The organism is Burkholderia sp. ZZQ-2, assembly GCF_050768715.1.
GTDB classification, from domain to species: Bacteria; Pseudomonadota; Gammaproteobacteria; order Burkholderiales; family Burkholderiaceae; genus Burkholderia; species Burkholderia cepacia.
Window position 1 is genome coordinate 21,643 of sequence record NZ_LDVA01000059.1, and the last position, 20,943, is coordinate 42,585.

Here is a 20,943-nt window from a genome sequence, read left to right on the forward strand (position 1 = left end):
CTCAGAATCGGGCTTTGACGTGGTCGAGGGCAACCGGCTTGAAGTCGCGAGTGCCGGCGTGAGAATCGACCGCGTCCAGGCCATAAAGCATGTGCCACTGCCGGAAGACCGTGTTCATCGAAAACCTTTGAACCGCTCTCGTGCGCGCTGCCGCACCCATTTTTTCGCGAAGTTGCCGGTCGTCCCGCAGCTTGGTCAGATACACGGCCATCTCGTCGACGCTCGATGCGATATATCCGGTTACGCCGTGAATCACCACGTCGCGATTACCGACGACGTCCGTCACCACGGCCGGTATGCCCGCAACCTGGGCTTCGATCAATGCGACCGGCATGCCTTCCCAGCGGGAGGTCTGGACATAGATGTCCAGACCCGACGTGAGTGCCAGCGCGTGTGCGCGAGTCACCCAGCCGCTGCAGATGACGGCCGTGCTCTGGCGTGGATCCGGAATCTCGTCGGCGTCGCCGCCGATCCACAGGAAGTCGACGTCAGCCCGCTGCAGTTTGGTGGCCAGCTCGACGAATGCGTGATGGTTCTTCTGGAACGATGCCCGACCGCTCATTCCAACCACTGTCTTGCCATCGTCTCGTGCTCGGCGGGGCAGGATCTCGGCGACATCGACGCCGTTTTCCACGAGAACTGCCGATTTCGCATGGACTTTTTCCTTGATCTCACCGAGCTCGCTGCCGGAGCACGCGACAATGGTTCCGCCGATATGAGCCGCGATGCGTTCGAAGTTCAGATAGGCAAACTGCTTCATGCGGGAAATATCGAAGCGCAGGAATGAAAGGCCGTGAGGGGAATAGAGGACCGTCGCATTGGGCGCGGCAATTCTCGACGCGAGACGCCCGAGTACGCCTGCCTTCGACGAATGCAGATGAATCGCGGCCGGCTTGCAGTCGCGAAGAATCCTGGCCAGCGCGCGCACGCTCAAAAGATCCTGCCTGATGCTGACCTCGCGTGCCATGTCGACGTAGATCAGCTTCACGTCAGGCCGGAACAACGTTGAAAAATCGGCCGGCGTTTCGGGGCGAATCGAGTGCAGTACCGTCACATCGACGCCGGCTGCCGCGGCGTGATTGGCTAGCAGGGTCACCATCGAAAGCACGCCGCCACCAAACGCCTCGGCAATATGAACGATCTTCTTTGTGGTCATCTTTCGGCCTGTCGGTTCGATCGCGTTTTTCATCGATTGCCGTGAAAGTGGTTGGACGGCGGATTGTCAAATAGCCGGCGGGTCGCGCATACGCGACATCCGGCTCAGTGAAATATGGATTCCTAATTCATGAATTCATGAAAATTTCGCGCATTGAATCCATCATGTTGGGATTGAGGTGGATGATCCGTTGGCGTCGACGGTAGAGTCGACGAGGGCAGGCCTCGGGCCACCGTCCCTCGAAATCACGCAACCGCAAGTGCCTGTCGTGGCGCGCGTTTGACGATGAGGGCATTGTGCAGCGCATGCGCGACGCGCTGGGTGCGATGGCTTACCGACGAAGGAATTAATCGATCGCCGCCTGGGCTGACGACATTCACCGAGCGGTTCGTCGTTGAGAGATTCGCGCTATGTCCGCGTAACGATTCGTGGAATGTCGCGGCATCAGAAGAGATGGGGCTGCATATCTAGGTGTGCTGGCGCACCGAGGTCTAGCAGGATCAAATGGTCCAATGGAAAGCATTACCTCGTCCGTTTCGACGAAATCGCCGATCTGCCCGGCGGTCAACGAGTGGCAAGGATGTAGCTTGTTGTCGTCGCTGCAGAAGCAATCGATTTCGCGGCAGCGGGCGTGAACCACGTCAGCCGCGGCAGCGGGTATTCGAGCGCACGGGGCAGCCCCCGTGCATCAGATTTTTCCAGGGAACCGATTCGATATGCATGGTTCACGATGCCAGTCTCGCGCGTACGCCGTAATCGCCGGCATCCTGATGGCTGGCGGATCGATGTGGCCCGGGATCGTCGTGGCGGCATCCGACGTGTCGGCCTCAGGTGCGCTGCATGCGAACGTACCGGATGCATACGTTTATCCCGCCCCCGGCCGAGCAGATCAGGCGGATGAGTTGCAACGCGTGCTGGACGGGTTGCGTCCGGGGCAGCGACTGGTGTTCGCGCCAGGGCGGTATGTGATCGGTCGTTCACTGATCGTGCGGCGGCCGAATGTCGTGCTGTCGGGTTACGGCGCAACGCTGATGGCAACCCGCCCGGGTGACCAGACGGTCGAGATGCGGGGCGACGGTACGACGCTTATCGGATTTCGGCTCAGGGGAACCGGCACGACGCGCCTGGCGACGCGGGAGTCGACCAAGGTCGAGGTGACGGGGCACGACGTCCAAGTACTCGACAACGTGATCGACGGCGGTGCCAGCGCCGGCATTTTCGTGTTTGGAGGCTCGGACGTCGCGATCGTTGGAAACGAGGTACTGTCAACGCTCGCCGACGGCATTCATGTGACGCATGGCGCGCGTGACGTGCTGGTGCAAGGCAATGTCGTGCGTGACACCGGGGATGACATGATTGCCGTGGTGAGCTACCGGGGCGATGGTGTGCTGAGCCGCAACGTCTTCATCACGCGCAACTCGCTCGAAGGCAACACGTGGGGGCGCGGAATCACGGTGGTCGGCGGCGCGGACGTGACGATCTCGAACAACGTTGTGCGCAACGTGCAGGTGAGCTCCGGGATTCTCGTCGCGCAGGAAGACAGCTTCCAGACCTACGGCGCGTCCGGTGTCCGGATCGAGAACAACATAATTGCGAATATCCAGACGGTGACCGGCCGGACCGATCCGCGCCCACTCACGCAGCAGGCAGCGATAGAGGTCAGCACGTGGTCCGGTACGGTGACGCAAGTGGCCGTGATCGGCAACCGCGTATCGCAAGCGCGCTTCGACGGCATTCGCGTGTGGGGAAACGTGTCTGGGGTCCGGCTTGCGGATAATCAATTGTCGGGGATCGGAGGCATGCCGGTACGGGTTGGCCCGAAGCAGGATTGCGCTGTCGGCGACGCGAAAGCCGAGCCGTGCGCGATGGCGCTTCAAACCCGGCTGGTTACGCCCGATGTAGTCGGTGCGGATACGTCGTTGCTGCCGCGCGTTCGCGAATTCGCGTGGCAGCCTCGTTGATTGCCCGGCGCTGTCGATTGACGGCGGAACGCGCACGGCGAACGGCGTCGTCCGCCAGGTTGATCGATCAAGTGAGATCCGGGCGGGCGCCGTATCGACTATGTCTGTCGGGCAGGCAGCGCCTCGACCGCCCGCCCATACTGATCGTCGAACCGAACGATATCGTCCTCGCCGAGATAGTCGCCCGATTGCACTTCGATGATTTCGAGCGGAATCCGGCCGGGATTCTCGAGGCGGTGCACTTCGCCGACCGCGATGTACGTCGATTCGTTCTCGCACAGCAGGAACGTCTCGCTGCCGCGCGTCACCTTCGCGGTGCCGCGCACGACGATCCAGTGCTCGGCGCGGTGATAGTGCATCTGCAGCGACAGCCGCTTGCCGGGCTCGACGACGATCCGCTTCACCTGGAAGCGCTGGCCGAGATCGATCGAATCGTAGTGCCCCCACGGCCGCTGCACCTTGCGGTGCTCGCGCGCCTGCGGGCGCCGGTCGGTCTTCAGGCGCTCGACGATGTTCTTCACGCGCTGCACGTCGTGCTTGTTCGCGACCAGCACGGCATCGGGCGTTTCGATCACGACGACGTCCTTCATCCCGACGCACGCGATCAGGCGGCCCTCCGAACGCACGAGGCTGTCCTGCGTGTCCTCGAACACGATCGGGCCGCGCGCGACGTTGCCGTGATCGTCCTTCGGCATGATTTCCCAGATCGCATCCCAGGTGCCGACATCCGACCAGCCGGCCGCGAGCGGCACCACGATGCCTTCGATGCCGAGTTCGCCGTGCTCCGCGAGCCGTTCCACCACCGCGTAGTCGATCGAGTCCGACGGGCACGTGTCGAAGGCCGCCGCATCGATCCGGAAGAACGGATCCTCGGGGATGCCCGCGCGCCACGCGGTTTCGCAGGCCGCATGGATGTCCGGTGCGAGTGCGCCGATCGCCTTCAGCCAGACCGATGCGCGCGTCACGTAAATCCCGCTGTTCCACCAGTAATCGCCGGATTGCAGGTAGCGCTCGGCCAGCGTCGCATCGGGTTTTTCGACGAAGCGTCCGATCGCGTAGCCGCCCTGGCCACCGTGGCGGCCCGTGCGCGGCTCGCCGACCTGGATGTAGCCGTAGCCCGTCTCCGCGCGTCGGGGCAGCACGCCGAGCGTGACGATCGCCCCTTCCTGCGCGTAGCGCGCCGCGCGCGCGATCGCGTCCTGGAACGCGCCGACGTCGGTGATCACGTGATCGGCCGGCATCACCGCGAGCACGGGATCGTCCGCGAGCTGGCTCGCGTCGAGTGCCGCGAGCGTCAGCGCGGGCGCGGTGTTGCGCGCGGCCGGTTCGAGCAGGATGCGGGCGGGCGCCGCGCGACCGACCACCTGCGCGGCACTCATGACGCGATGCTGTTCGCCGCAGACCAGCAGCAACGTGTCGCCGAGCGACGCGTTCGCGATGCCGTTCAGGCGGCGCGCCGTCGCCGACAGCGGCGATTCGTTCGAAATCAGCTCGATCAACTGCTTCGGATACTGCTCGCGCGACAGCGGCCACAGCCGGGTGCCGGAGCCGCCGGCGAGAATCACCGGCAGGATGCGCGGCAGGTCGGGATCGGGAACCGGGCGAAGGGTGCGGGTCATCGATTGGCTCCGGTGTCGGCGGGCAGCCGGTTGTGTGTACGGCTGTCGGCACGTGCGTCGTCGTCGCGCGACCGGTGTGCCGAAACGACCCGGTGCAGCAGGCCGCGCAGCGCGCCTGCTGCGCGGTCGCTGGGCCGCACCAGGCCGACGAACGGCGCACCCTGTTCGAGATACGGGCCGTAGGCCTTGCGAAATCCGAAACGCTTGTAGAACGCCTGGCGCGGTGCCGGGACGTGCGTGCGCACCGCGGCGTCGGGCCACGCCGCCTGCGCGGCGGTGAGGGCGCGCCCGATCAGCTGCTCGAGCGTAGCGTCGTCGCGCCGGCGCTCGCTCGTCAGCACCTTGTCGATCACGGCGTCCGGGTCGATGTCGTCGCCGGGCAGGATGCGTGCGTAGGCCGCGACTTCCATCGTGTCGCCGTCGCGTACGGTTGCATAGACATGCAGCGCGCCCGCGTCCTTGCCGTCGATGTCGAGATGCGTGTGCGCGTCCTCGACCACCAGCACGGCGTTGCGCGCGCGCAGGATTGCATAGAGATCGACGGCGCCCAGATGTTCGAATTCACAACAATGCCATTCCATGATGCTGTCCTCGCGTGATGCCTTCGGCACGCCGTGCCGCGCGGACGCGATCGTTCCGTGCGGTGCGGCGATTCTCATCATCCGGGTGCGCCGTGCGCCGGTCTGTTCGAAAGCGTACTCTCGCTCCGGATTCGCGCGGCCGGCACGGCATGCACGGCGCGGCCTGCCGCGCGAGCGCCGCAAAGTGCGGTAGCACACACCGCGGCGGCCGGTGCTTTTCCATAATTGACCCATCGTCGCGGCCCGCCTCGATGCGCGGCCAGCCAACATCGAACGTCAATAAAGAACCGGGGCAGGACTTGAAGATTTCGAGCATTCACGACGGGGCGATCGTGCATGGCGGTGCCGGGTGCACCCTCGCGCACGCGGTCGGCTGCATCGCATGGGCGGACCGTGTGGAGCCTCGTCGAATTCCTTCCGGATCGTGCGCGCCCGCGCGGCACACGCGTCCCTCATCCCCACGCCATTGTTTGCACGCATGCGCCACCGCGGCGATGCGTCGTCGCCGCGGCTCGCGACCAGGCGGTGCGGCATGGCCGACTGCGACAACGGGCAGCCCGCATCCTTACAGATGGAATGCAGTGCACGGGCGTGACGCAACCGGGCGTCGCCATGCTGCACTGCGGGAGGCGGCGGTCGGCACGACCGGCATCACGCTTGGCCGCGACGATGTGCCGGAGGACGACCGGCGTGCTCGGCGGGCGTTTCGCCGTGCGCCGGCACAGCGGAACGGGATGCCCGACGCGGCGTGGTTGATTACGGCATGTAACCGACAAGAGCAGGACGGGCAGGCCGCATGCGGTCGCGATACGATGCGGCCTGCCGCCGGTGGGCCTGATTATGTGGAAAATGAAATGCGGTGCCGCCCATTCCGGGGGATTTCGATGAATATCACAGGCAATCGACCGTCCCCATCTTGCGGAAAAGTAGTATTTGCCACTGATTGACTGGAATGCTCGTAGATAATCAAATCTCAGTGGACAAACACGTGTGGTGCGGTGCGACAGGTCGCGTAACCGGTTGATTCAGGATTATCTTTTGGTAACACGACCATCTCGAAACGGGGTGTAAATTCAGATGCGGATGAAATGCGGCAGTCATTCCGGGAGCGGGTTGGCGGCCATCCGGTTCGGCATCGGGCGCCATTGTCGTGTACGACGTGACGCACATGCCGGCGGCATTCCCGTCTGCCGACGCGCTCCGCCTTGACGGCGGGTCGCTTCAAAGCGGGAACGTCGTGGCTCCCGCAGCCGCGCGTTCCCTTCGAGTTAGATGACAACGAGGCCGGATGACATCCGGCTCGACCTCCGGGGGTTCTCGCCGTGTGCAGTTTCGATCTTCGCCAAAGCTGCGGAAACGCAGCGCGGAAAGGCGGCCATGCGCCGCCGGCCGCAGCGCACGCGAACGGTTCGCGGAGTGGAGAAAGTGATGGTTCGTTATGAATATGCCAATAACGCGCGATAAGAGCGCCGGCGCGGGGAGTGGTAACGGGCAGCGTCCGCTGATTTACTGGACGCAGTCGCCGTCCGTCATGCTGCGAAAGGAACTGTCGCGACGCGACTGGAAAGTGTCGATCGTCGCGCAGGCGAGTGAGCTGCGCGATACATCCGGCGAGATCACCTGCGGCATCCTCGACCTGAGCGGCGGCCACGCCGACGCGATCGGCAGCATTGCGTCGACCTGCGCGTCGATGCGCGACGTCGTCTGGGTCGCACTCGTCGACGTCGGCCAGACGGCTTCGCCGAACGTGCGCGCGCTGTTGCGCGACTATTGCTTCGATTACGTCACGTTGCCGGCGTCGCACCAGCGGATCGCCGATACGGTCGGCCATGCGTACGGCATGGAATGCCTGTTCGCGCGCGACCGCGAACGGCTCGAATCCGAAGAGAAAGGCATTGTCGGCACCTGCAGCGCGATGCTGCGGCTGTTCGATACGGTGCGGCGCTTCGCGCGCACGGACGCACCGGTGTTCGTGTTCGGCGAAACGGGGACCGGCAAGGAGTTGACGGCCGTCGCGATCCATCGCCATTCGGAGCGCCGCAACGGTCCGTTCGTCGCGGTCAATTGCGGCGCCATTCCGCCACATCTGCTGCAATCCGAACTGTTCGGCTACGAGCGCGGCGCGTTTACGGGCGCGAACGCGCGCAAGATCGGCTATGTCGAAGCGGCGAACGGCGGCACGCTGCTGCTCGACGAGATCGGCGACCTGCCGCACGAGAGCCAGGCAAGCTTGCTGCGTTTTCTGCAGGAGCGTGCAATCCATCGCCTTGGCGGCAGCGATCCGGTACCGGTCGATGTCAGGATCGTGTCGGCGACGCACGTCGACCTGCGCGACGCGATGGAGGAAGGGCGCTTCCGGGCCGACCTGTTCCACCGGCTGTGCGTGATGCGCATCGACCAGCCGCCGCTGCGCGCGCGCGGCAAGGACATCGAGCTGCTCGCGCATCACATGCTCGAGCGCTTCCGCGGCGACGCGCGCCATCGTGTACGCGGATTCTCGACGGATGCGATCACGGCGCTGTACAAGCACGACTGGCCCGGCAACGTTCGCGAACTGATCAACCGCGTGCGCCGCGCGGTCGTGATGACGGAAGGCCGCCTGATCACCGCCCAGGATCTCGAACTCGAATACTGTCTCGATGCGGCGTCGCCGTCGGTGGCCGACATCCGCAAGTCGATCGAGCGCGAGGCAATCGAAACGGCGCTGCTGCGCACGCGCGGGCGCGTCGCGGCTTCGGCGCGGGAGCTCGGGGTGTCGCGCGCGACGCTGTACCGCTGGATGGAGGCATACGGGATCGAGCGGCCGCGCGGGACGGGCTCGTCCGACTGAGATTCGACCGGGGCGCTCGCGGCTTGCGCAGCCGCGAGCGCCGCGTCAACCGGCCTGCGTGGCGCGCACCGCGCGCGCGGCGTTCACGGCGCGGATTTCCACGGCCGGCGGCCCATCCGCGGCCCCATTCTTCCCGGCCGTTCCAAGCGGAACGAGCACCACGCGTGCCGGCGTGCCGGGCGCGAGATGGAACCAGTCGTCGCGCGGCACGAATCCCGGCGCATCGATCTGCACATGGCGTGCGACGTGCCGTGTATCGATGTCGACGTGCCACGTGTCGCCGGTGCGCGATACACACGCCTCCAGCCCGAGTTCGCGGCGCGCCAGCACCGCCGGATGCGTACGGGACGGGAAATGGAATGCCTGCGACAGCAGGGTGCCGTCGTCGCCGCGCAGGGTCGCGACGACGGTGTCGTGTTCGCAGGGCCCGAAGCGGTACGCGTAGGTCCAGTCGAAGAAGCGACCGAGCAGCTCGGCCGAACCGATCCGCACCGTGTCGTGCGCGGCGATCCGAACCGGGCAGCCGGCCCGTGCAACCGCCGTGCGGCCGTCGCGCAGCGCGACCAGTTCGAGCGCCGCCGACAGCGGCGCGGGGCGCTCGTTGACGACATGCACGTCGAGCCCGTTCAGGCCTTCGTCGATGAGCAGCACCTGTACGGGTTGCAGCACCTGACGCAGCGCATGCCACGCCGATTTCGGCCGGTGCGCGGCGTCGATTACCCCCCAGCCGGCGCCCGGCATCACGTCCTGGAACTGCCAGACCAGCGCGCCGGCGCAGCGCGAGCCGGTGCGCCGCCATTCGGAAAACGTCTCGCGCATCACGTCGGCGACTACCGCGCGCGACAGTTCGAAGTAGCGCGCCGGATCCTCGCGCCGCAACCGGTCGGGCACGACGTCGTACAGCGTCTGCAGATAGTGGTCGCGAATGTCCTCGAAATCCCACGACGTGCCGGGGTCGCGCGGCACGGCGGCTTTCCAGCGCGGCTCGTGCACGCCGGGCCAGCCGAGCTCGGCGAGCGTCGCGTCGCATGGCACGTTCGACAACGCGAGGCATTCGCTCGCGAAGCGCACGTCCGCGCGGCGCGCGTCATCGAGCGGGCGCAGGTAGGCACCGACACCGTAATAGTGCGACACGCGTTCGCGCGGCATGAACGGCAGCACGCCGCCGTCGGGCGAATCGGGCACGTACGGGACGTCGGGCCGGCATGCGGCCGCATGGCCGGCCAGCCGGTCGGCGGTCAGCTCGAGGAAGCGCTGCTTCGGCCCGAGCCCGGACATCGCGGCCTGCTGCGCGATCTCGCTGCCGCCGCACAGGACGGCAAGCGACGGCGATGCGCCGTGACGCGAGAGGAACTGTCGGGCCTCGCGATCGACGTTGTCCGCGAACGCGGGATCGTCGAGCGCGTAGTCGAAGTTCGCGAACATGAAATCCTGCCAGACCAGCAGGCCGAGCCGGTCGCACCACGCGTGAAAGGCATCGGCCTCGTAGGTCATCGTGCCGCCGACGCGGATCATGTTGAAGCCGGCGTCGCGCGCGAGCCCGAGCAGGCGGGCGTAGGTGGCGTCGTCCGCGTGCAGCGCGAGCGGCGCGGCGCTGCTCCAGCACGCGCCGCGCGCGAACACGGGCACGCCGTTGACGCGCAGCCCGAAGCCCTTGCCGTCGGCGCCGGGGTCGACCTCGATCGTGCGAAAGCCCGTCGCGCCAAGCGGCCGACGCTCGGCGCCGATATGCAGCGCGATGTCGTACAGCACCGGCTCGCCGTGCGTATGCGGCCACCAGCGGCACACGTTGGGCACCGCGACGCTTGCGCGCAGGCGATCGGGGCCCGCACGTTCGAGCGTGGCGTGGTGCTGGCCGCACGACAGCCGTGCCGCGAGCGCGTCGGGCAGCGGCGCGGCGAACGTCAGGTCCGCGTCGAGCCAGCCGGTGTCGCCCTCGAGGCGCGCGTGCAGGTTGCAATCGGCGAGAACGGGCCCGTCGGCCGGATCGAGCACGTCCACGGGCCGCCACGGGCCGGTCGGCACATGCGGCGGAAACCAGCCCGGCATGTGCCCGAACAGCGACGTGCGGATCGTGCGCAGGGCCGCCGGCTCCGCGAGGCGCGTGCGCCAGCGCGCGCGGCGCGGCGCGCGCGCGTCGCGCAGGTGCGGGGCGAGCGCGCGGAAACAGAGCGTCAGCCGGTGCGACCCGTCGAGCGACACGGGCACGTCGTGCGCGACGAACATGCTGTCGGAGCGGAGGATCGGCGTGTCGTCGAGCCACGCCTGAGCGAGCGTCGCGAGGCCGTGAAAGCGCAGCACGCGCGGCCCGTGTCCGCGCAGTTCGATCCGGTACCAGTGGTCGCGCTCGTCGAGCGATACGGCTTCGTCGAGCCGGCCGGCGAGCGCGAGCGACTGTGCGACGGTACCGGGCACGGCCGCCGGAATCCAGCCGTTGCCGGCGGCCGGGAGATCGCGCGGTTCCCGCGCGGCCCCCGCGGCCGTCGCCAGCATCGACCACGCGGGCAGGGCGCGCGTGCGCGTCACCGCATGACCGGCACGGGTGCCGCCGTGTCGCTGTGCACGGGCGTCATGTGCCGTAGCGGCAAGCCGATCTGCCGCGCGCACGCGACCACGTCCGCGTAGGCGGCCTCGATCGCTTCGAGCGTCGAATCGCCGCGTTCTTCCTTGCCGCGCGCGCAGGCGCGTGCGAGCCGGAATTCCAGCACCATCGCTTCGGACGCGATGCGGTCGCACGCGGCGCGGATCTCGGCGAACGGCCCGACGCAGCCGCTGGCCTGCAGCCAGCGCGCGTAATGGCCGAACAGCTCGAAGTTCGCGCCGAGCTGTCGCACCGAGTTGAACGAGTACGCATGAAAGCGCTCGAGCGGCGAATCGGCGAGCGTCCGCGCGTCGGTCTGCAACTGCCGCCGGAACGCGGCGATCGGGTCGACCACCGGCAGGCGCCGCAGGTGGCGCTGCAGCGCGGCGAGCGACGTCTCGCACAGCGTGCGTTCGTCGAGCGGCGCAAACCGCCGTTTCGCGCATTCGACATAGGGTGGCAGCGTCATCGGCGAGCTGCCGCCGACGAGCCCGTCGTAGTCGAAATCCTCGGCCACGTAATAACCGCTGTTGTGGAAGTAGCCGATCTGGCGATTCGCGCGGTCGATCGCATCGATGCCGATCGTCGTCTTCGTGTGCTGCGTGCGGTAGCTGCTGCCGCGCGTATCGGGCAGGAACCACGCGTCGACTTCGACGATCATCAGGTGACCGCGCGCGACCTGCGTCTCGATGTGCCGGTCGAGCGGTTCGTAGATCGAGTGCTCCTGCACGACGATGCCGTACAGCCGCTCCAGTTCGTCGTGCGGAAACTTGAAGAACGTGAACTGGTCGCCCTCGAAATCGAGCGCGATCGTGAACGGCAGCGCCGCGTACGGATTGAAGCCCCACCACCGGAGCACTTCGAGCCACATGTCGACGTAGCAGTTGGTCTGCTTCCAGACCATCTCCTGGCTGTGCAGCGGATGCGGCCGGTAGTGGCGCGCACGGTGGCGCACATCCTCGAACGACGCGTCTTCGCCGTCGCGGGACACGAATCTCATCGCGTGCCCCACAGCACGTCGCGGACTTCACGCGGCCATGCATCGATGTCGAAGCCGTGGTGGCGGAACAGCGCGAGCGTGAGCCGTTCGAGGCCGAAGCCGACGCAGCCCGTGTGCGCGACCTCGTCCGCCGCGGTGCGGATGTTCCACAGCAGCCCGAAATGGTCCATGTGGTAATTGAAGCTCAGGCAGGCGGTCTGGCGATCGTCGTGCTCGATCGGGATCAGCAGCTCGAACTTCAGGTTCTGCTCGCGCTGGCTGTTCGCGACGATCTTGCCGCCGCGCCCGAAGAACGGGTCGTTCGCGAGGTCGATCGCGTTGGGCAGGCGCAGCGCCTCGATCATCCGCGTGCCGCGTTCGATCCAGGTCTCGCGGAACGAGACGATCTGCTCGGGCGTGCCGATCCGCACGTATTCGCGCATCCGGAACAACTGCATGCGGGTCGGATCGAGCGACGGCTCGTGGCGGAAGCAGTACGAGAATACGTCGACGATCCGGCCGTCGGCCGGCAGCGTGCCCGCGCGTGCCACGACAGGGTAGACGGGGTAGCACGCGGCCGGCGTCATCACGACATAGGTCGGCTTCTGGCTTTCCGTCCAGTCGTCGCCTCGGTCTAGGCACTGGAGTACGCGCTGGTGCTGGCGTTCGTCGCCGCAGAACGCATGCACGCTGCCCGCGAGCTGCGGGAAGCTCTTCATGTATTCGCTGCGCTCGAACTCGATGCGGCTCATGGCCGGCGGGAAGCGCAGCACTTCGGCCTGCTGGTCGGCGCCGATGCGCGTGACGAACGCGTCGAGCGCTTCCACGACGCGCTCGAACCGTTCGCTGCGGCCGAACAGGCCCTGGATGCCGGTCGAGACCAGCAGGCCCGCGTCGATCAGTTCGTCGCGCAGCGGGTTGACGCCCGCGCGGTCGAGCGGTGCGTCGGCGGGAGCGGAGGCGGCGGAGGGCACGGCAAGGCGATCGTTCACGTATGTTTCTCCAGCGTCGCAGGACGCAGCGCGAGCAGCAGGTTCGAGGTGTTGGTGGCAATGCGGTCGTTGCTGATCATCAGCGGCGCCGCATGCAGGTCGCGAATGTGGCGGCCGATGCTGAACGGCGTGCCTTGCTTGTAGCCGGCCATCCCGCAGATCATCATGGCCTGGTGCGCGACTTCCAGCGCGGTCGTCGACACGTAGGTCTTCAGCGTGTTGATCTCGGCGGCCCAGGCCATCCCGGCCGACCACGAGCGCGCGGTCGCATTCGCATGGAGGCGCAGCACGTTGTCGACGCGGGCCTGCATGGCCTGCATCAGCGCGAGCGATTCGGCGATGCGTCGCGACGCGGGCGACGGTGCGCCGTCGGTCTGGCGTGCCTGCGCGCGGAAGAACTGGTGCGCGCGATGGAACGCGTCGCCGGCCACGCCGATCCAGACCGCGGCCCACAGGATGTGCGACACCGGCACCATCGTTTCCTCGGCGATCTTCGCGAACGGCACCGGCAGGCACTGGACGGCGGCGCCTTGCGCGTCGAGCTCGAAACCGTTGCTGCAGGTGCCGCGCATCCCGAGCGTGTCCCATTCGCCGCGGCGCGTGAGCGTGTAGCCGTCGCGCAGCAGCGTGACGAGCACCTGCTCGGAAGCCGGGGCGTCCGCATCGCGTCGTGCGGTCGCGAGGATGCCGTCCGCATAGTCGCCGTACGAGATCGTCGGCGCGGATTTGCGCAGCCGGAACTCGCCGTTGTCGGTTTCGAGCGCGCACTGGCTCGCGCGCAGGTTGCCGCCGACGCCGTTTTCCGACGTAGCCGATGCGAGCAGCCACTGGTGGCGCACGAGTTGCTGAAGGAAGAGCTTGTGCCAGCCCTGGTCGACCGCGTGGTCGACGATGCAGGCGACCTGGATCTGGTGCATCGCGAACACCATGGCCGACGACGCGCAGGCCTGGCCGAGAATCGAACAGGCCGACGCGATGTCCTCCAGCGACGCGCCAGCGCCGCCGAGATGGGTCGGCACCATTGCGCCGAGCAGGCGGCGCGCGCGCATCGCCTCGATCGCCTCGACGGGGCAGCGCGCGTCTCGGTCGACCGCGTCCGCGTGCTGCGCGGCGATCTGCGCGACGGCATGCGCGGCCTCGTCGAGCCGATGCGCGTCGCTGTCGGTCGCGAGTTCGGGAAGCAGCGCGCTCATGCGGAATGCTCGGTGCGTTGCAGCGTGGCGATCGTGTCCGCGAGCGCGTCGATGCTGCGGAACAGGTTGCGGTTCAGCATTTCGTCGGGAATCTCGATGTTGAATTGCTTCTCGATCGCGAGCATCAGCTGGATCGTATCGAGCGACGAGAGGCCCGCTTCGTAGAGGTCGTCCCCGTCGCCGATCGAATCGATCGCGGCTTCGAGGTGGGCGACGTGCTTGAGGATGGTTCTGATTTCGTTTTTCACGTGCTGCTCCGGCGTGCGTGGTGTCGTCCGCTCGGGCAGACGCGGCATACGCGCTGACGTCCCCCCGGCAGTCCGGCATCAGTAGACCATTGGCAGGCACGGCGTTCTGTTCGCCACCCTACAAACCGCTAACCCTGCGTACCGAGGAAGCGCAGCGCCGAAGTGCCGCGCGGGCAGGCGGGGGAGGCGGGTCAGGCGCGCGAAGCGGCCGGCACACCCGAGTCGGCCGACAGGATGCGCTTCATCTCGTCACGCACGATCGCGCGGCAGCCGCACGACATCTTCTCGAGACCGTCGAGGTCGGCGAGCTCGATCGAACTCCGGTATTGCCGGATCAGGCCCAGCTTCTGGATCTCGCCGGCGGCATCGGTGACCGTTTCGCGCCGCACGCCGAGCATCTGCGCCAGCATGCTGTGCGTCACCTGGATCTCGATGCTGCGGGTCCGGTCGTACGCGAGCAGGAACCATCTGCATAACTGATGTTTGAGCACGTGATGACGGCTGCAGAACGTGATCTGCGAGACCTGCGCCATCAGCAGCCGCACGCAGACGAACACGAGATGGCGAATGACCGGTGACGCGTCGAACGCGGCGGCGAACACGCGCCGGTCGAGCCGGTAGGCGAAACCGTCGCGGCAGGCCACTGCCCGGCAGGGCATCCGGCCGCTGCCGCCGATCACGTCGTCGCACGCCACGCTCTCGCTGCCGATCTCCGCGACTTCCAGCGTCATGCCGCCGGACGACACGTACTGCAGCGAAATCGCGGTCGTGACGGGCAGGTAGACCGCGGCGAGCATTTCGCCGGGCTCGCAGAGCACTTGCCCCGATTTCAGGTGGACAAGTTGAAGGTGGGGGGCGAATGTCGCGAGCTCGTCGCGGTCGACGGCCGCGAGAAACCGGTTCGCATCGAAGCTGTGAGAAAGCTCGATCATGCCGTTCGCGTACGCGACGGTGTCAGGGGCCTGGTGAGTCACGGCGCATCCTCGTAGGGTGGCGGTCGCGCGTCGTCTCGGCGATACCCCGAAAATGGGGAATTCGCACGATCGTGCGGACTTGTGTTCGTCAGAAATGGAGTGACGATACTCGCGAAAAGGCTAACACGCCATTGAATTCGATCAATTGCACATTGCGTCATTTCACAAAGTTTGACGATTTTTGGCGGGCGGGAATGTTATCCGGATTTAATGATTCGTTTTAGTGGAATTAATCATCCGGAAATCGAATGGGACGTTTGACATTCATTCGATGTCGAACGGGAATCAATCGAACGGTGCCGTGCTTCGTGCGGAGAAAGTGCTGGGCGGACATTGAACATTATTTGACAATCGAATGACGCGCGCAAAAATATCCATAAAAATCAATTATGTACGAGCGAAATGTGCGTCAGGTAACAGAGCCTGAATTTAGTGTGTCGATTCAAATTTGAGACAGTTTCAAACGGCCGTGCGAGGCATGATGCCGCAGCGAAGTGCTGCAGGGCACATCACGGAAACAATTGAAAATCGACTGTAAGTATATGAGCGGCAAGCCTGGCAGCCCCGCCGTATCTGTCTTGGTTCGATGCAGGGGAAATGATCAGTCAAATGGCTTGCGGTGTCCGGCGCCCGGAAGAGTGTCCGGAAATGAGACGCTTTTTCTGGTTTTGAGCCGGTAATTCGGGCGATCTAAATCGGGCGTGATTCACATATTAAGGATGGACAAGGTTTGGCACGTAAATCGCTTATTCGGGCTGGCGTGTCGAAACGGGACGGCCGATTCGATCCGGCGGCAATGAGCCGAGGGTCGGTCGGAATCAGGGTTGTGGGCCGCAACCACCGCCGACGTCCGGGCGCGCATCGCGATAACGAGTTCCGTGCCCGCGGCTGCAAGCGGCGCGAACGATAAAAGGGATACAGACATGCTTCATCTTCACTCGAGCTACTCGGCGAATGCCATCCTCGATGCCCTCCCGGAGGACAGCATCCGCACCATCGCACCGCATCTCGAACTGGTCAGGATCAAGGCCGGGATGCTCGAGCGGGTCGGCGAACCGATGCGCCACGTGCATTTCCCGACGACGTCGATGATGTCGGTGCAGCACCTGATGGAGGATGGTGCGATGGTCGAGGTGGCGCAGGTCGGCCGCGAGGGAGTGGTCGGTCTGGCGACGCTGGTCGGTGGCGCCGCGGCGTCGCACCGGATCGAGGTTCGCATCGGCGGGATGGCCTATCGTGTGCCGAGCTGCGTGATGCGCGCCGAATTCGAGCGGTCGCCGGCGACCTACCGGCTGCTGCTCAGCTACTGCCAGGCCGCGATGGCGCAGATCTCGCGCAGCGCGCTGTGCAACCGGCATCACTCGGTCAGCGAGCAGCTCAGCCGCTGGCTGCTGCTCGCGCACGACCGCATCGACGGCGACGAACTGGCGGTCACGCAGCAGACGATCGCGAACATGCTCGGCGTGCGGCGCGAAGGCGTGACGGAAGCGGCCGGCAACCTGCAGGAAGCCGGACTGATCCGGCAGCGCCGCGGCCGCATCACGGTGCTCGACCGCGACGGCCTCGAACATCACGCGTGCGAATGCTACGACCTGATTCGCGCCGACTATCGCAGGCTGCTCGGCACCCGTGAGACGGCGAGGCCGACACCCGTTCGGCCCCGCATGCCGGACGGGCATCGCGGGTTCCCCGCACATGGTGCGTGACGATGCAGCCGAGGTTCGGTGGAACGAATGCGATGCGGCGTGCCGCGATCGCAGCGACCGACGCCGTACTCGTGCTGGCCGGCGCGCTCGCGGCGCAGGCGGCCTCGGGCGTCGCGTGGCGCGCGCTGTCCGACGCGCAGCGCGGCACGATCGCGCTGCTGTGCGTGCTGACGGTGGCGTTGCTGCCGCGCTACCTGCGCACCGTGCGCGGCAGCGTGGCGCCGCAAGGCGGCACGCATGCGCTGACGCAGACGATCGTGGCGCTCGTCTGCGCGAGCGTGCTGACGGTGGGCGCCGCGATGTGGATCATGAACCGCGGCGGCACGATCACGACACGCTGGATCGCGCGCACGGTGCTGGCCGGCGACGCGGCGCTGCTGCTCGGCCGTGCCGCGCTGCTGGCGCTGGCACTGACGCGCGACGACCCGCGCGCGCGGCAGCGCCGCGTCGCGGTGGTCGGTGCGACGGCGTACGGGCGTGTCGCGGTCGAGCGGATGCAGCTCGCGCCGCAGGGCCCTTTCGTGGCGGCGTGCGTATTCGATGACGACGCGCCGGCTGCCGCCGGCGGCATCGGCGGCGTGCCGGTGATCGACGACTGGAACGCACTGCGCGACCTGATTCGCGGTGGCGAGATCGACGAGGTATGGCTCACGCTGCCGATGTCGCAAGAGTGGCGGATCCAGCGCATCGTCCGCGAGTTGCGCGACGAGTTCGTGGAATTGCGGCTGCTGCCCGACGTGCGGCAGATGGCGATGGTCGATCGCTCGGCGACCGACGTGCTCGGCATGCCGGCGATCAATCTCGCGACCACGCCGCGCTCGGCGCCGGAGCTGTGGGCGAAGTTCGCGTTCGACCGGCTGTTCGCATTCGGTGTGCTGATTCCGTTGCTGCCGCTGCTGTCGATGCTGGCGATCGCGGTCAAGCTGTCGTCGCCGGGGCCCGTGCTGTTCAGGCAGCGCCGCAAGGGCGTCGACGGCCGGGAGTTCGACATCCTGAAGTTCCGGACGATGCGCGTGCATCGCGCACAACCGGGTGTCGTGCGGCAGGCGTCGCGCAACGATGCGCGCATCACGCGCGTCGGCGCGTTCCTGCGGCGCACGTCGCTCGACGAGCTGCCGCAGTTCTTCAACGTGCTGTTCGGGCAGATGTCGGTCGTCGGCCCGCGTCCGCATGCGATCGAACACGACGACCTTTACCGGCAACTGATCGACTGCTACATGTACCGCTACCGCGTGCGGCCCGGCATCACCGGATGGGCACAGGTGAACGGCTATCGCGGCGAGACGCGCAAGGTCGAGGCGATGGAGGCGCGCGTCAAGTTCGACCTGTTCTACATGCAGAACTGGAGCTTCTGGTTCGACATGAAGATCATCCTGTTGACGGTCGTGCGAGGGTTCATCGGCCGGAATGCCTTTTGAGGATTGCGAATCGTCCGGTGCGGTAAATCACGCCGGCGAATCCGTCGGTGGATCGATGCCGAACCAAAGGACAGACGCGATCATGCGGCGAATTGCTGCGCTGCGGCTGCGCTGACGGGCGTTGCGGCGTGAATCCTGCATCGTGTTTTCGCGTCCGTCCCCAGTTTCCGCAAGCCTTCACGTGCATCGCGGGGCACGCTGATTCCGGTCAACACACGCGTGTGCAATGGGTTTATCCTGCATCGAATGCGTCCGGCGCCTGATGCGTCCGGGCGCGTATCCGTGGCGCGGCGGCGCCGGTCGAACCTTGCCCGCCGCACACCGGCGCGACACTGCGCGCGACCATTTTCCGCGCGGAACCCGGAACAGGAGAGACGGCCATGGCGCTCGACGCACAACAACGGCAGACGCTGAAACAGCGGCTGAACGAGAGCGAGCAGACGTTACGTGCGGAGATACGCACGAGCGAAGACCAGCGCGCGTCGGAATCCTATGCAGATCTCGCCGGCGCGGCGCCGGACGAGGGCGACGAGGCGAATGCGGATCTGTTCGTCGACGTCGATCATGCATTGATCGGCATGAAACTCACCGAACTGCGCGCGGTCGGCCGCGCGCAGCAGCGGATGCGCGACGGCAGCTACGGCGAATGCATCGACTGCGACGGTTCGGTCGGCTACGAGCGCCTGCTGGCGCGCCCGGCCGCCGAACGCTGCACGCATTGCCAGTCGATCTACGAGCGGCACTACGCCACGACACCGCGCGCCACCCTCTGACGTCGCGCCGCAACGTCGCTGCACGCGACGCACGGCCGGCGTACGATGATGAACGTGCGCCCGGCGGCGTCGGCATGCGGCACCGCGCGGGCAGACGGCGTCGCGCACGCGCGCGGCACCATCCACGTGGAAGGGAGCCACGCCGATCATGCCGATCCACAATGCCGGGTGTGCGGCCGTGTTCGCCGAGATCGCCGACATGCTCGAGATCCAGGGCGCCAATCCGTTCCGGGTGCGTGCGTATCGCAACGCCGCGCGCACGATCGCTGACTACGGGCGCGATATCGCGACGATGATCGCGAACGGCGACGATCTCGGGAAGATTCCGTCGATCGGGCCCGATCTCGCGTCGAAGCTGCGCGAGATCGCCGCGACCGGCACCTGCGAACTCCAGCAAACGCTGCGTCATGCGCTGCCGGGTGCGATCGTCGAGCTGCTCGACGTGCCGGGGCTCGGCGCGAAACGCGTGAAGGCGCTGCATGACGCGCTGCACGTCGATTCGCTCGAACAGCTTCGCGCCGAGGCGAAGAGCGGGCACGTGCGTGAATTGCCCGGCTTCGGTGCGAAAACCGAAGCCCATCTGCTCGAAGCGATCAACGACCGGCTGCAACGCGAACCCCAACGCTTCCTGCTGCCGGATGCGGCGCACGCGCTGCTGCCGCTGCTCGAACGCCTGCGCGCGATTGCGGGTGTCGGCAAGGCTGTGCCGGCCGGCAGCTTCCGCCGCCGCCGCGAGACGGTCGGCGATCTCGACATCCTCGTCACCGCACGCGATCCGCAGGCCGTCGCCGACGCGTTCGTCGGCTACGGCGAGGTGGCGCGCGTGCTGGCGCACGGCAAGACGAAGTCGAGCGTCGTGCTCGCGAGCGGGTTGCAGGTCGACCTGCGCGTCGTCGATGCCGATGCGTTCGGCGCGGCGCTCGTCTACTTCACCGGATCGAAGGCGCACAACATCGCGTTGCGCAGGATCGCGCAGGCCGGCGGGCTGAAGATCAACGAATATGGCGTGTTTCGCGGCGACGAACGGATTGCCGGCGCGACCGAGGCGTCGGTGTATGCGGCGATCGGGCTGCACGAAGTCCCGCCCGAATTGCGCGAGGATCGTGGCGAGATCGACGCGGCGCGCGCGGGCGCGCTACCGGCGCTGGTCGAGCGCAAGCATGTGCATGGCGACCTGCATGCGCATACCGACGCATCGGCCGGCCGCGACAGCTTGCGCGCGATGGCCGATGCGGCACGCGCGCGCGGATTCGCGTACCTGGCCATCACCGACCGGGCACCGGATGCCGGCGGCGGCCGCGACGGCTTCGACTGGCTTGCCCGGCAACTCGACGAGATCGACCGCCTGAACGCGTCGTTCGACGATTTCGTGCTGCTCAAGGGCGTGGAGGCCGGCATTCTCGAGGACGGCAGCCTCGACGTGCCCGACGCGTTGCTCGGCCGGCTCGATCTCGTGGTCGGTGCGGTACGCGACGGCTTCGAGTTGTCGCGCGATGCGCAGACCGCGCGCGTGCTGCGCGCGATGGACCAGCCGCATTTCACGATTCTCGCGCACCCGACGGGCCGCATGCTCGGCGAGCGCGCCGCATGCGAACTCGACGTGGCACGCGTGATCGCGCATGCCGCGGCGCGCGGCTGTTTCGTCGAACTCGATGCGCAGCCGCGGCGGCTCGACCTGCCGGACATCTGGTGCCGCGAGGCCGCGAAGGCCGGCGTGCCGGTGGTGATCGGCTCGGATGCGTGCAGCACGGACGAACTCGACAATCTCGCATACGGCGTCGATCAGGCGCGACGCGGCTGGCTGACGCGGCCCGACGTGCTGAACACGCGCACGCTCGCGCAATTGAGGCCGCTGCTTGCACGCACGATGGGAGCGGACGGCACGTCCAGGCGCCGCGGCTCGAAGGGCGCATGAACGCACCGGCGGGCGCG

General features: G+C 66.7%; 15 protein-coding genes. 6 read left to right on the forward strand and 9 right to left on the reverse strand.

Annotated elements, in window-relative coordinates:
• Position 1 precedes the first annotated feature (1 nt).
• The gene (locus ABY44_RS02490; RefSeq protein ID WP_059683290.1) at positions 2-1,156 is read right to left on the reverse strand and encodes a glycosyltransferase; all 1,155 of its coding nucleotides are present in this window, start codon (positions 1,154-1,156) and stop codon (positions 2-4) included.
• A gap of 716 nt (positions 1,157-1,872) precedes the next feature.
• Here ABY44_RS02490 and ABY44_RS02495 point away from each other — a divergent pair.
• Complete coding sequence (locus tag ABY44_RS02495) at positions 1,873-3,117, forward strand: right-handed parallel beta-helix repeat-containing protein (RefSeq protein WP_060171115.1); 1,245 nt, start codon at positions 1,873-1,875, stop codon at positions 3,115-3,117.
• 98 nt (positions 3,118-3,215) lie between these two features.
• Here the strand turns inward: ABY44_RS02495 and ABY44_RS02500 are convergent, their stop codons facing one another.
• Both ABY44_RS02500 and ABY44_RS02505 read right to left on the reverse strand, forming a co-directional pair.
• Positions 3,216-4,736: a mannose-1-phosphate guanylyltransferase/mannose-6-phosphate isomerase gene (locus ABY44_RS02500; protein WP_060171113.1), complete on the reverse strand. Its 1,521-nt coding sequence runs from the start codon at positions 4,734-4,736 to the stop codon at positions 3,216-3,218.
• Positions 4,733-5,317, reverse strand: coding sequence for a GNAT family N-acetyltransferase (locus tag ABY44_RS02505; RefSeq protein WP_027791409.1), 585 nt, complete (start codon positions 5,315-5,317; stop codon positions 4,733-4,735). Before ABY44_RS02505 ends, ABY44_RS02500 begins: the two co-directional genes overlap by 4 nt.
• A 1,438-nt stretch (positions 5,318-6,755) precedes the next feature.
• On the opposite strand from ABY44_RS02505, the gene ABY44_RS02510 reads away from it, so the two are divergent.
• Positions 6,756-8,147, forward strand: coding sequence for a sigma-54 dependent transcriptional regulator (locus ABY44_RS02510; protein ID WP_034196042.1), 1,392 nt, complete (start codon positions 6,756-6,758; stop codon positions 8,145-8,147).
• Between the two features lie 45 nt (positions 8,148-8,192).
• Here the strand turns inward: ABY44_RS02510 and ABY44_RS02515 are convergent, their stop codons facing one another.
• The 6 genes from ABY44_RS02515 to ABY44_RS02540 form a co-directional block, all read right to left on the reverse strand.
• Entirely contained in the window at positions 8,193-10,673 is a 2,481-nt protein-coding gene (locus tag ABY44_RS02515) for a glycoside hydrolase family 2 protein (RefSeq protein ID WP_060171111.1), read from the reverse strand.
• Positions 10,670-11,728 (reverse strand): DUF1839 family protein, encoded by a 1,059-nt coding sequence (locus tag ABY44_RS02520; protein ID WP_027791413.1) that lies wholly within the window; start codon positions 11,726-11,728, stop codon positions 10,670-10,672. The genes ABY44_RS02515 and ABY44_RS02520 overlap by 4 nt, the downstream gene beginning before the upstream one ends.
• Positions 11,725-12,699, reverse strand: coding sequence for an amino acid--[acyl-carrier-protein] ligase (locus ABY44_RS02525; protein ID WP_060171109.1), 975 nt, complete (start codon positions 12,697-12,699; stop codon positions 11,725-11,727). The genes ABY44_RS02520 and ABY44_RS02525 overlap by 4 nt, the downstream gene beginning before the upstream one ends.
• Positions 12,696-13,892, reverse strand: a complete 1,197-nt coding sequence (locus tag ABY44_RS02530; protein WP_060171107.1) for an acyl-CoA dehydrogenase family protein — start codon at positions 13,890-13,892, stop codon at positions 12,696-12,698. Before ABY44_RS02530 ends, ABY44_RS02525 begins: the two co-directional genes overlap by 4 nt.
• Entirely contained in the window at positions 13,889-14,140 is a 252-nt protein-coding gene (locus ABY44_RS02535; protein WP_006490451.1) for an acyl carrier protein, read from the reverse strand. The genes ABY44_RS02530 and ABY44_RS02535 overlap by 4 nt, the downstream gene beginning before the upstream one ends.
• A 191-nt stretch (positions 14,141-14,331) precedes the next feature.
• Positions 14,332-15,114, reverse strand: coding sequence for a Crp/Fnr family transcriptional regulator (locus ABY44_RS02540; RefSeq protein ID WP_027791416.1), 783 nt, complete (start codon positions 15,112-15,114; stop codon positions 14,332-14,334).
• A gap of 923 nt (positions 15,115-16,037) precedes the next feature.
• Between ABY44_RS02540 and ABY44_RS02545 the strand changes: the two genes are divergently transcribed.
• The 4 genes from ABY44_RS02545 to polX all read left to right on the forward strand — a co-directional run bounded on the left by ABY44_RS02545 (position 16,038) and on the right by polX (position 20,926).
• Positions 16,038-16,820 (forward strand): Crp/Fnr family transcriptional regulator, encoded by a 783-nt coding sequence (locus ABY44_RS02545; protein ID WP_027791417.1) that lies wholly within the window; start codon positions 16,038-16,040, stop codon positions 16,818-16,820.
• Between the two features lie 2 nt (positions 16,821-16,822).
• On the forward strand, positions 16,823-18,238 hold the full coding sequence (locus ABY44_RS02550; protein ID WP_414143076.1) for an undecaprenyl-phosphate glucose phosphotransferase: 1,416 nt from the start codon (positions 16,823-16,825) through the stop codon (positions 18,236-18,238).
• A 380-nt stretch (positions 18,239-18,618) separates the two neighbouring features.
• Complete coding sequence (locus ABY44_RS02555; protein ID WP_034196043.1) at positions 18,619-19,011, forward strand: TraR/DksA family transcriptional regulator; 393 nt, start codon at positions 18,619-18,621, stop codon at positions 19,009-19,011.
• Between the two features lie 148 nt (positions 19,012-19,159).
• Complete coding sequence (gene polX / locus ABY44_RS02560; RefSeq protein ID WP_060171104.1) at positions 19,160-20,926, forward strand: DNA polymerase/3'-5' exonuclease PolX; 1,767 nt, start codon at positions 19,160-19,162, stop codon at positions 20,924-20,926.
• The last annotated feature ends 17 nt before the right edge of the window (positions 20,927-20,943 follow it).

Coding starts and splice junctions, on each gene's coding strand:
- ABY44_RS02555 (WP_034196043.1), top strand. CDS start 18,619: ATGGCGCTCGACGCACAACAACGGCAGACGCTGAAACAGCGGCTGAAC.
- ABY44_RS02505 (WP_027791409.1), bottom strand. CDS start 5,317: ATGGAATGGCATTGTTGTGAATTCGAACATCTGGGCGCCGTCGATCTC.
- ABY44_RS02545 (WP_027791417.1), top strand. CDS start 16,038: ATGCTTCATCTTCACTCGAGCTACTCGGCGAATGCCATCCTCGATGCC.
- ABY44_RS02500 (WP_060171113.1), bottom strand. CDS start 4,736: ATGACCCGCACCCTTCGCCCGGTTCCCGATCCCGACCTGCCGCGCATC.
- ABY44_RS02550 (WP_414143076.1), top strand. CDS start 16,823: ATGCAGCCGAGGTTCGGTGGAACGAATGCGATGCGGCGTGCCGCGATC.
- ABY44_RS02520 (WP_027791413.1), bottom strand. CDS start 11,728: ATGAGATTCGTGTCCCGCGACGGCGAAGACGCGTCGTTCGAGGATGTG.
- ABY44_RS02495 (WP_060171115.1), top strand. CDS start 1,873: ATGCATGGTTCACGATGCCAGTCTCGCGCGTACGCCGTAATCGCCGGC.
- ABY44_RS02490 (WP_059683290.1), bottom strand. CDS start 1,156: ATGACCACAAAGAAGATCGTTCATATTGCCGAGGCGTTTGGTGGCGGC.
- polX (WP_060171104.1), top strand. CDS start 19,160: ATGCCGATCCACAATGCCGGGTGTGCGGCCGTGTTCGCCGAGATCGCC.
- ABY44_RS02510 (WP_034196042.1), top strand. CDS start 6,756: ATGAATATGCCAATAACGCGCGATAAGAGCGCCGGCGCGGGGAGTGGT.
- ABY44_RS02530 (WP_060171107.1), bottom strand. CDS start 13,892: ATGAGCGCGCTGCTTCCCGAACTCGCGACCGACAGCGACGCGCATCGG.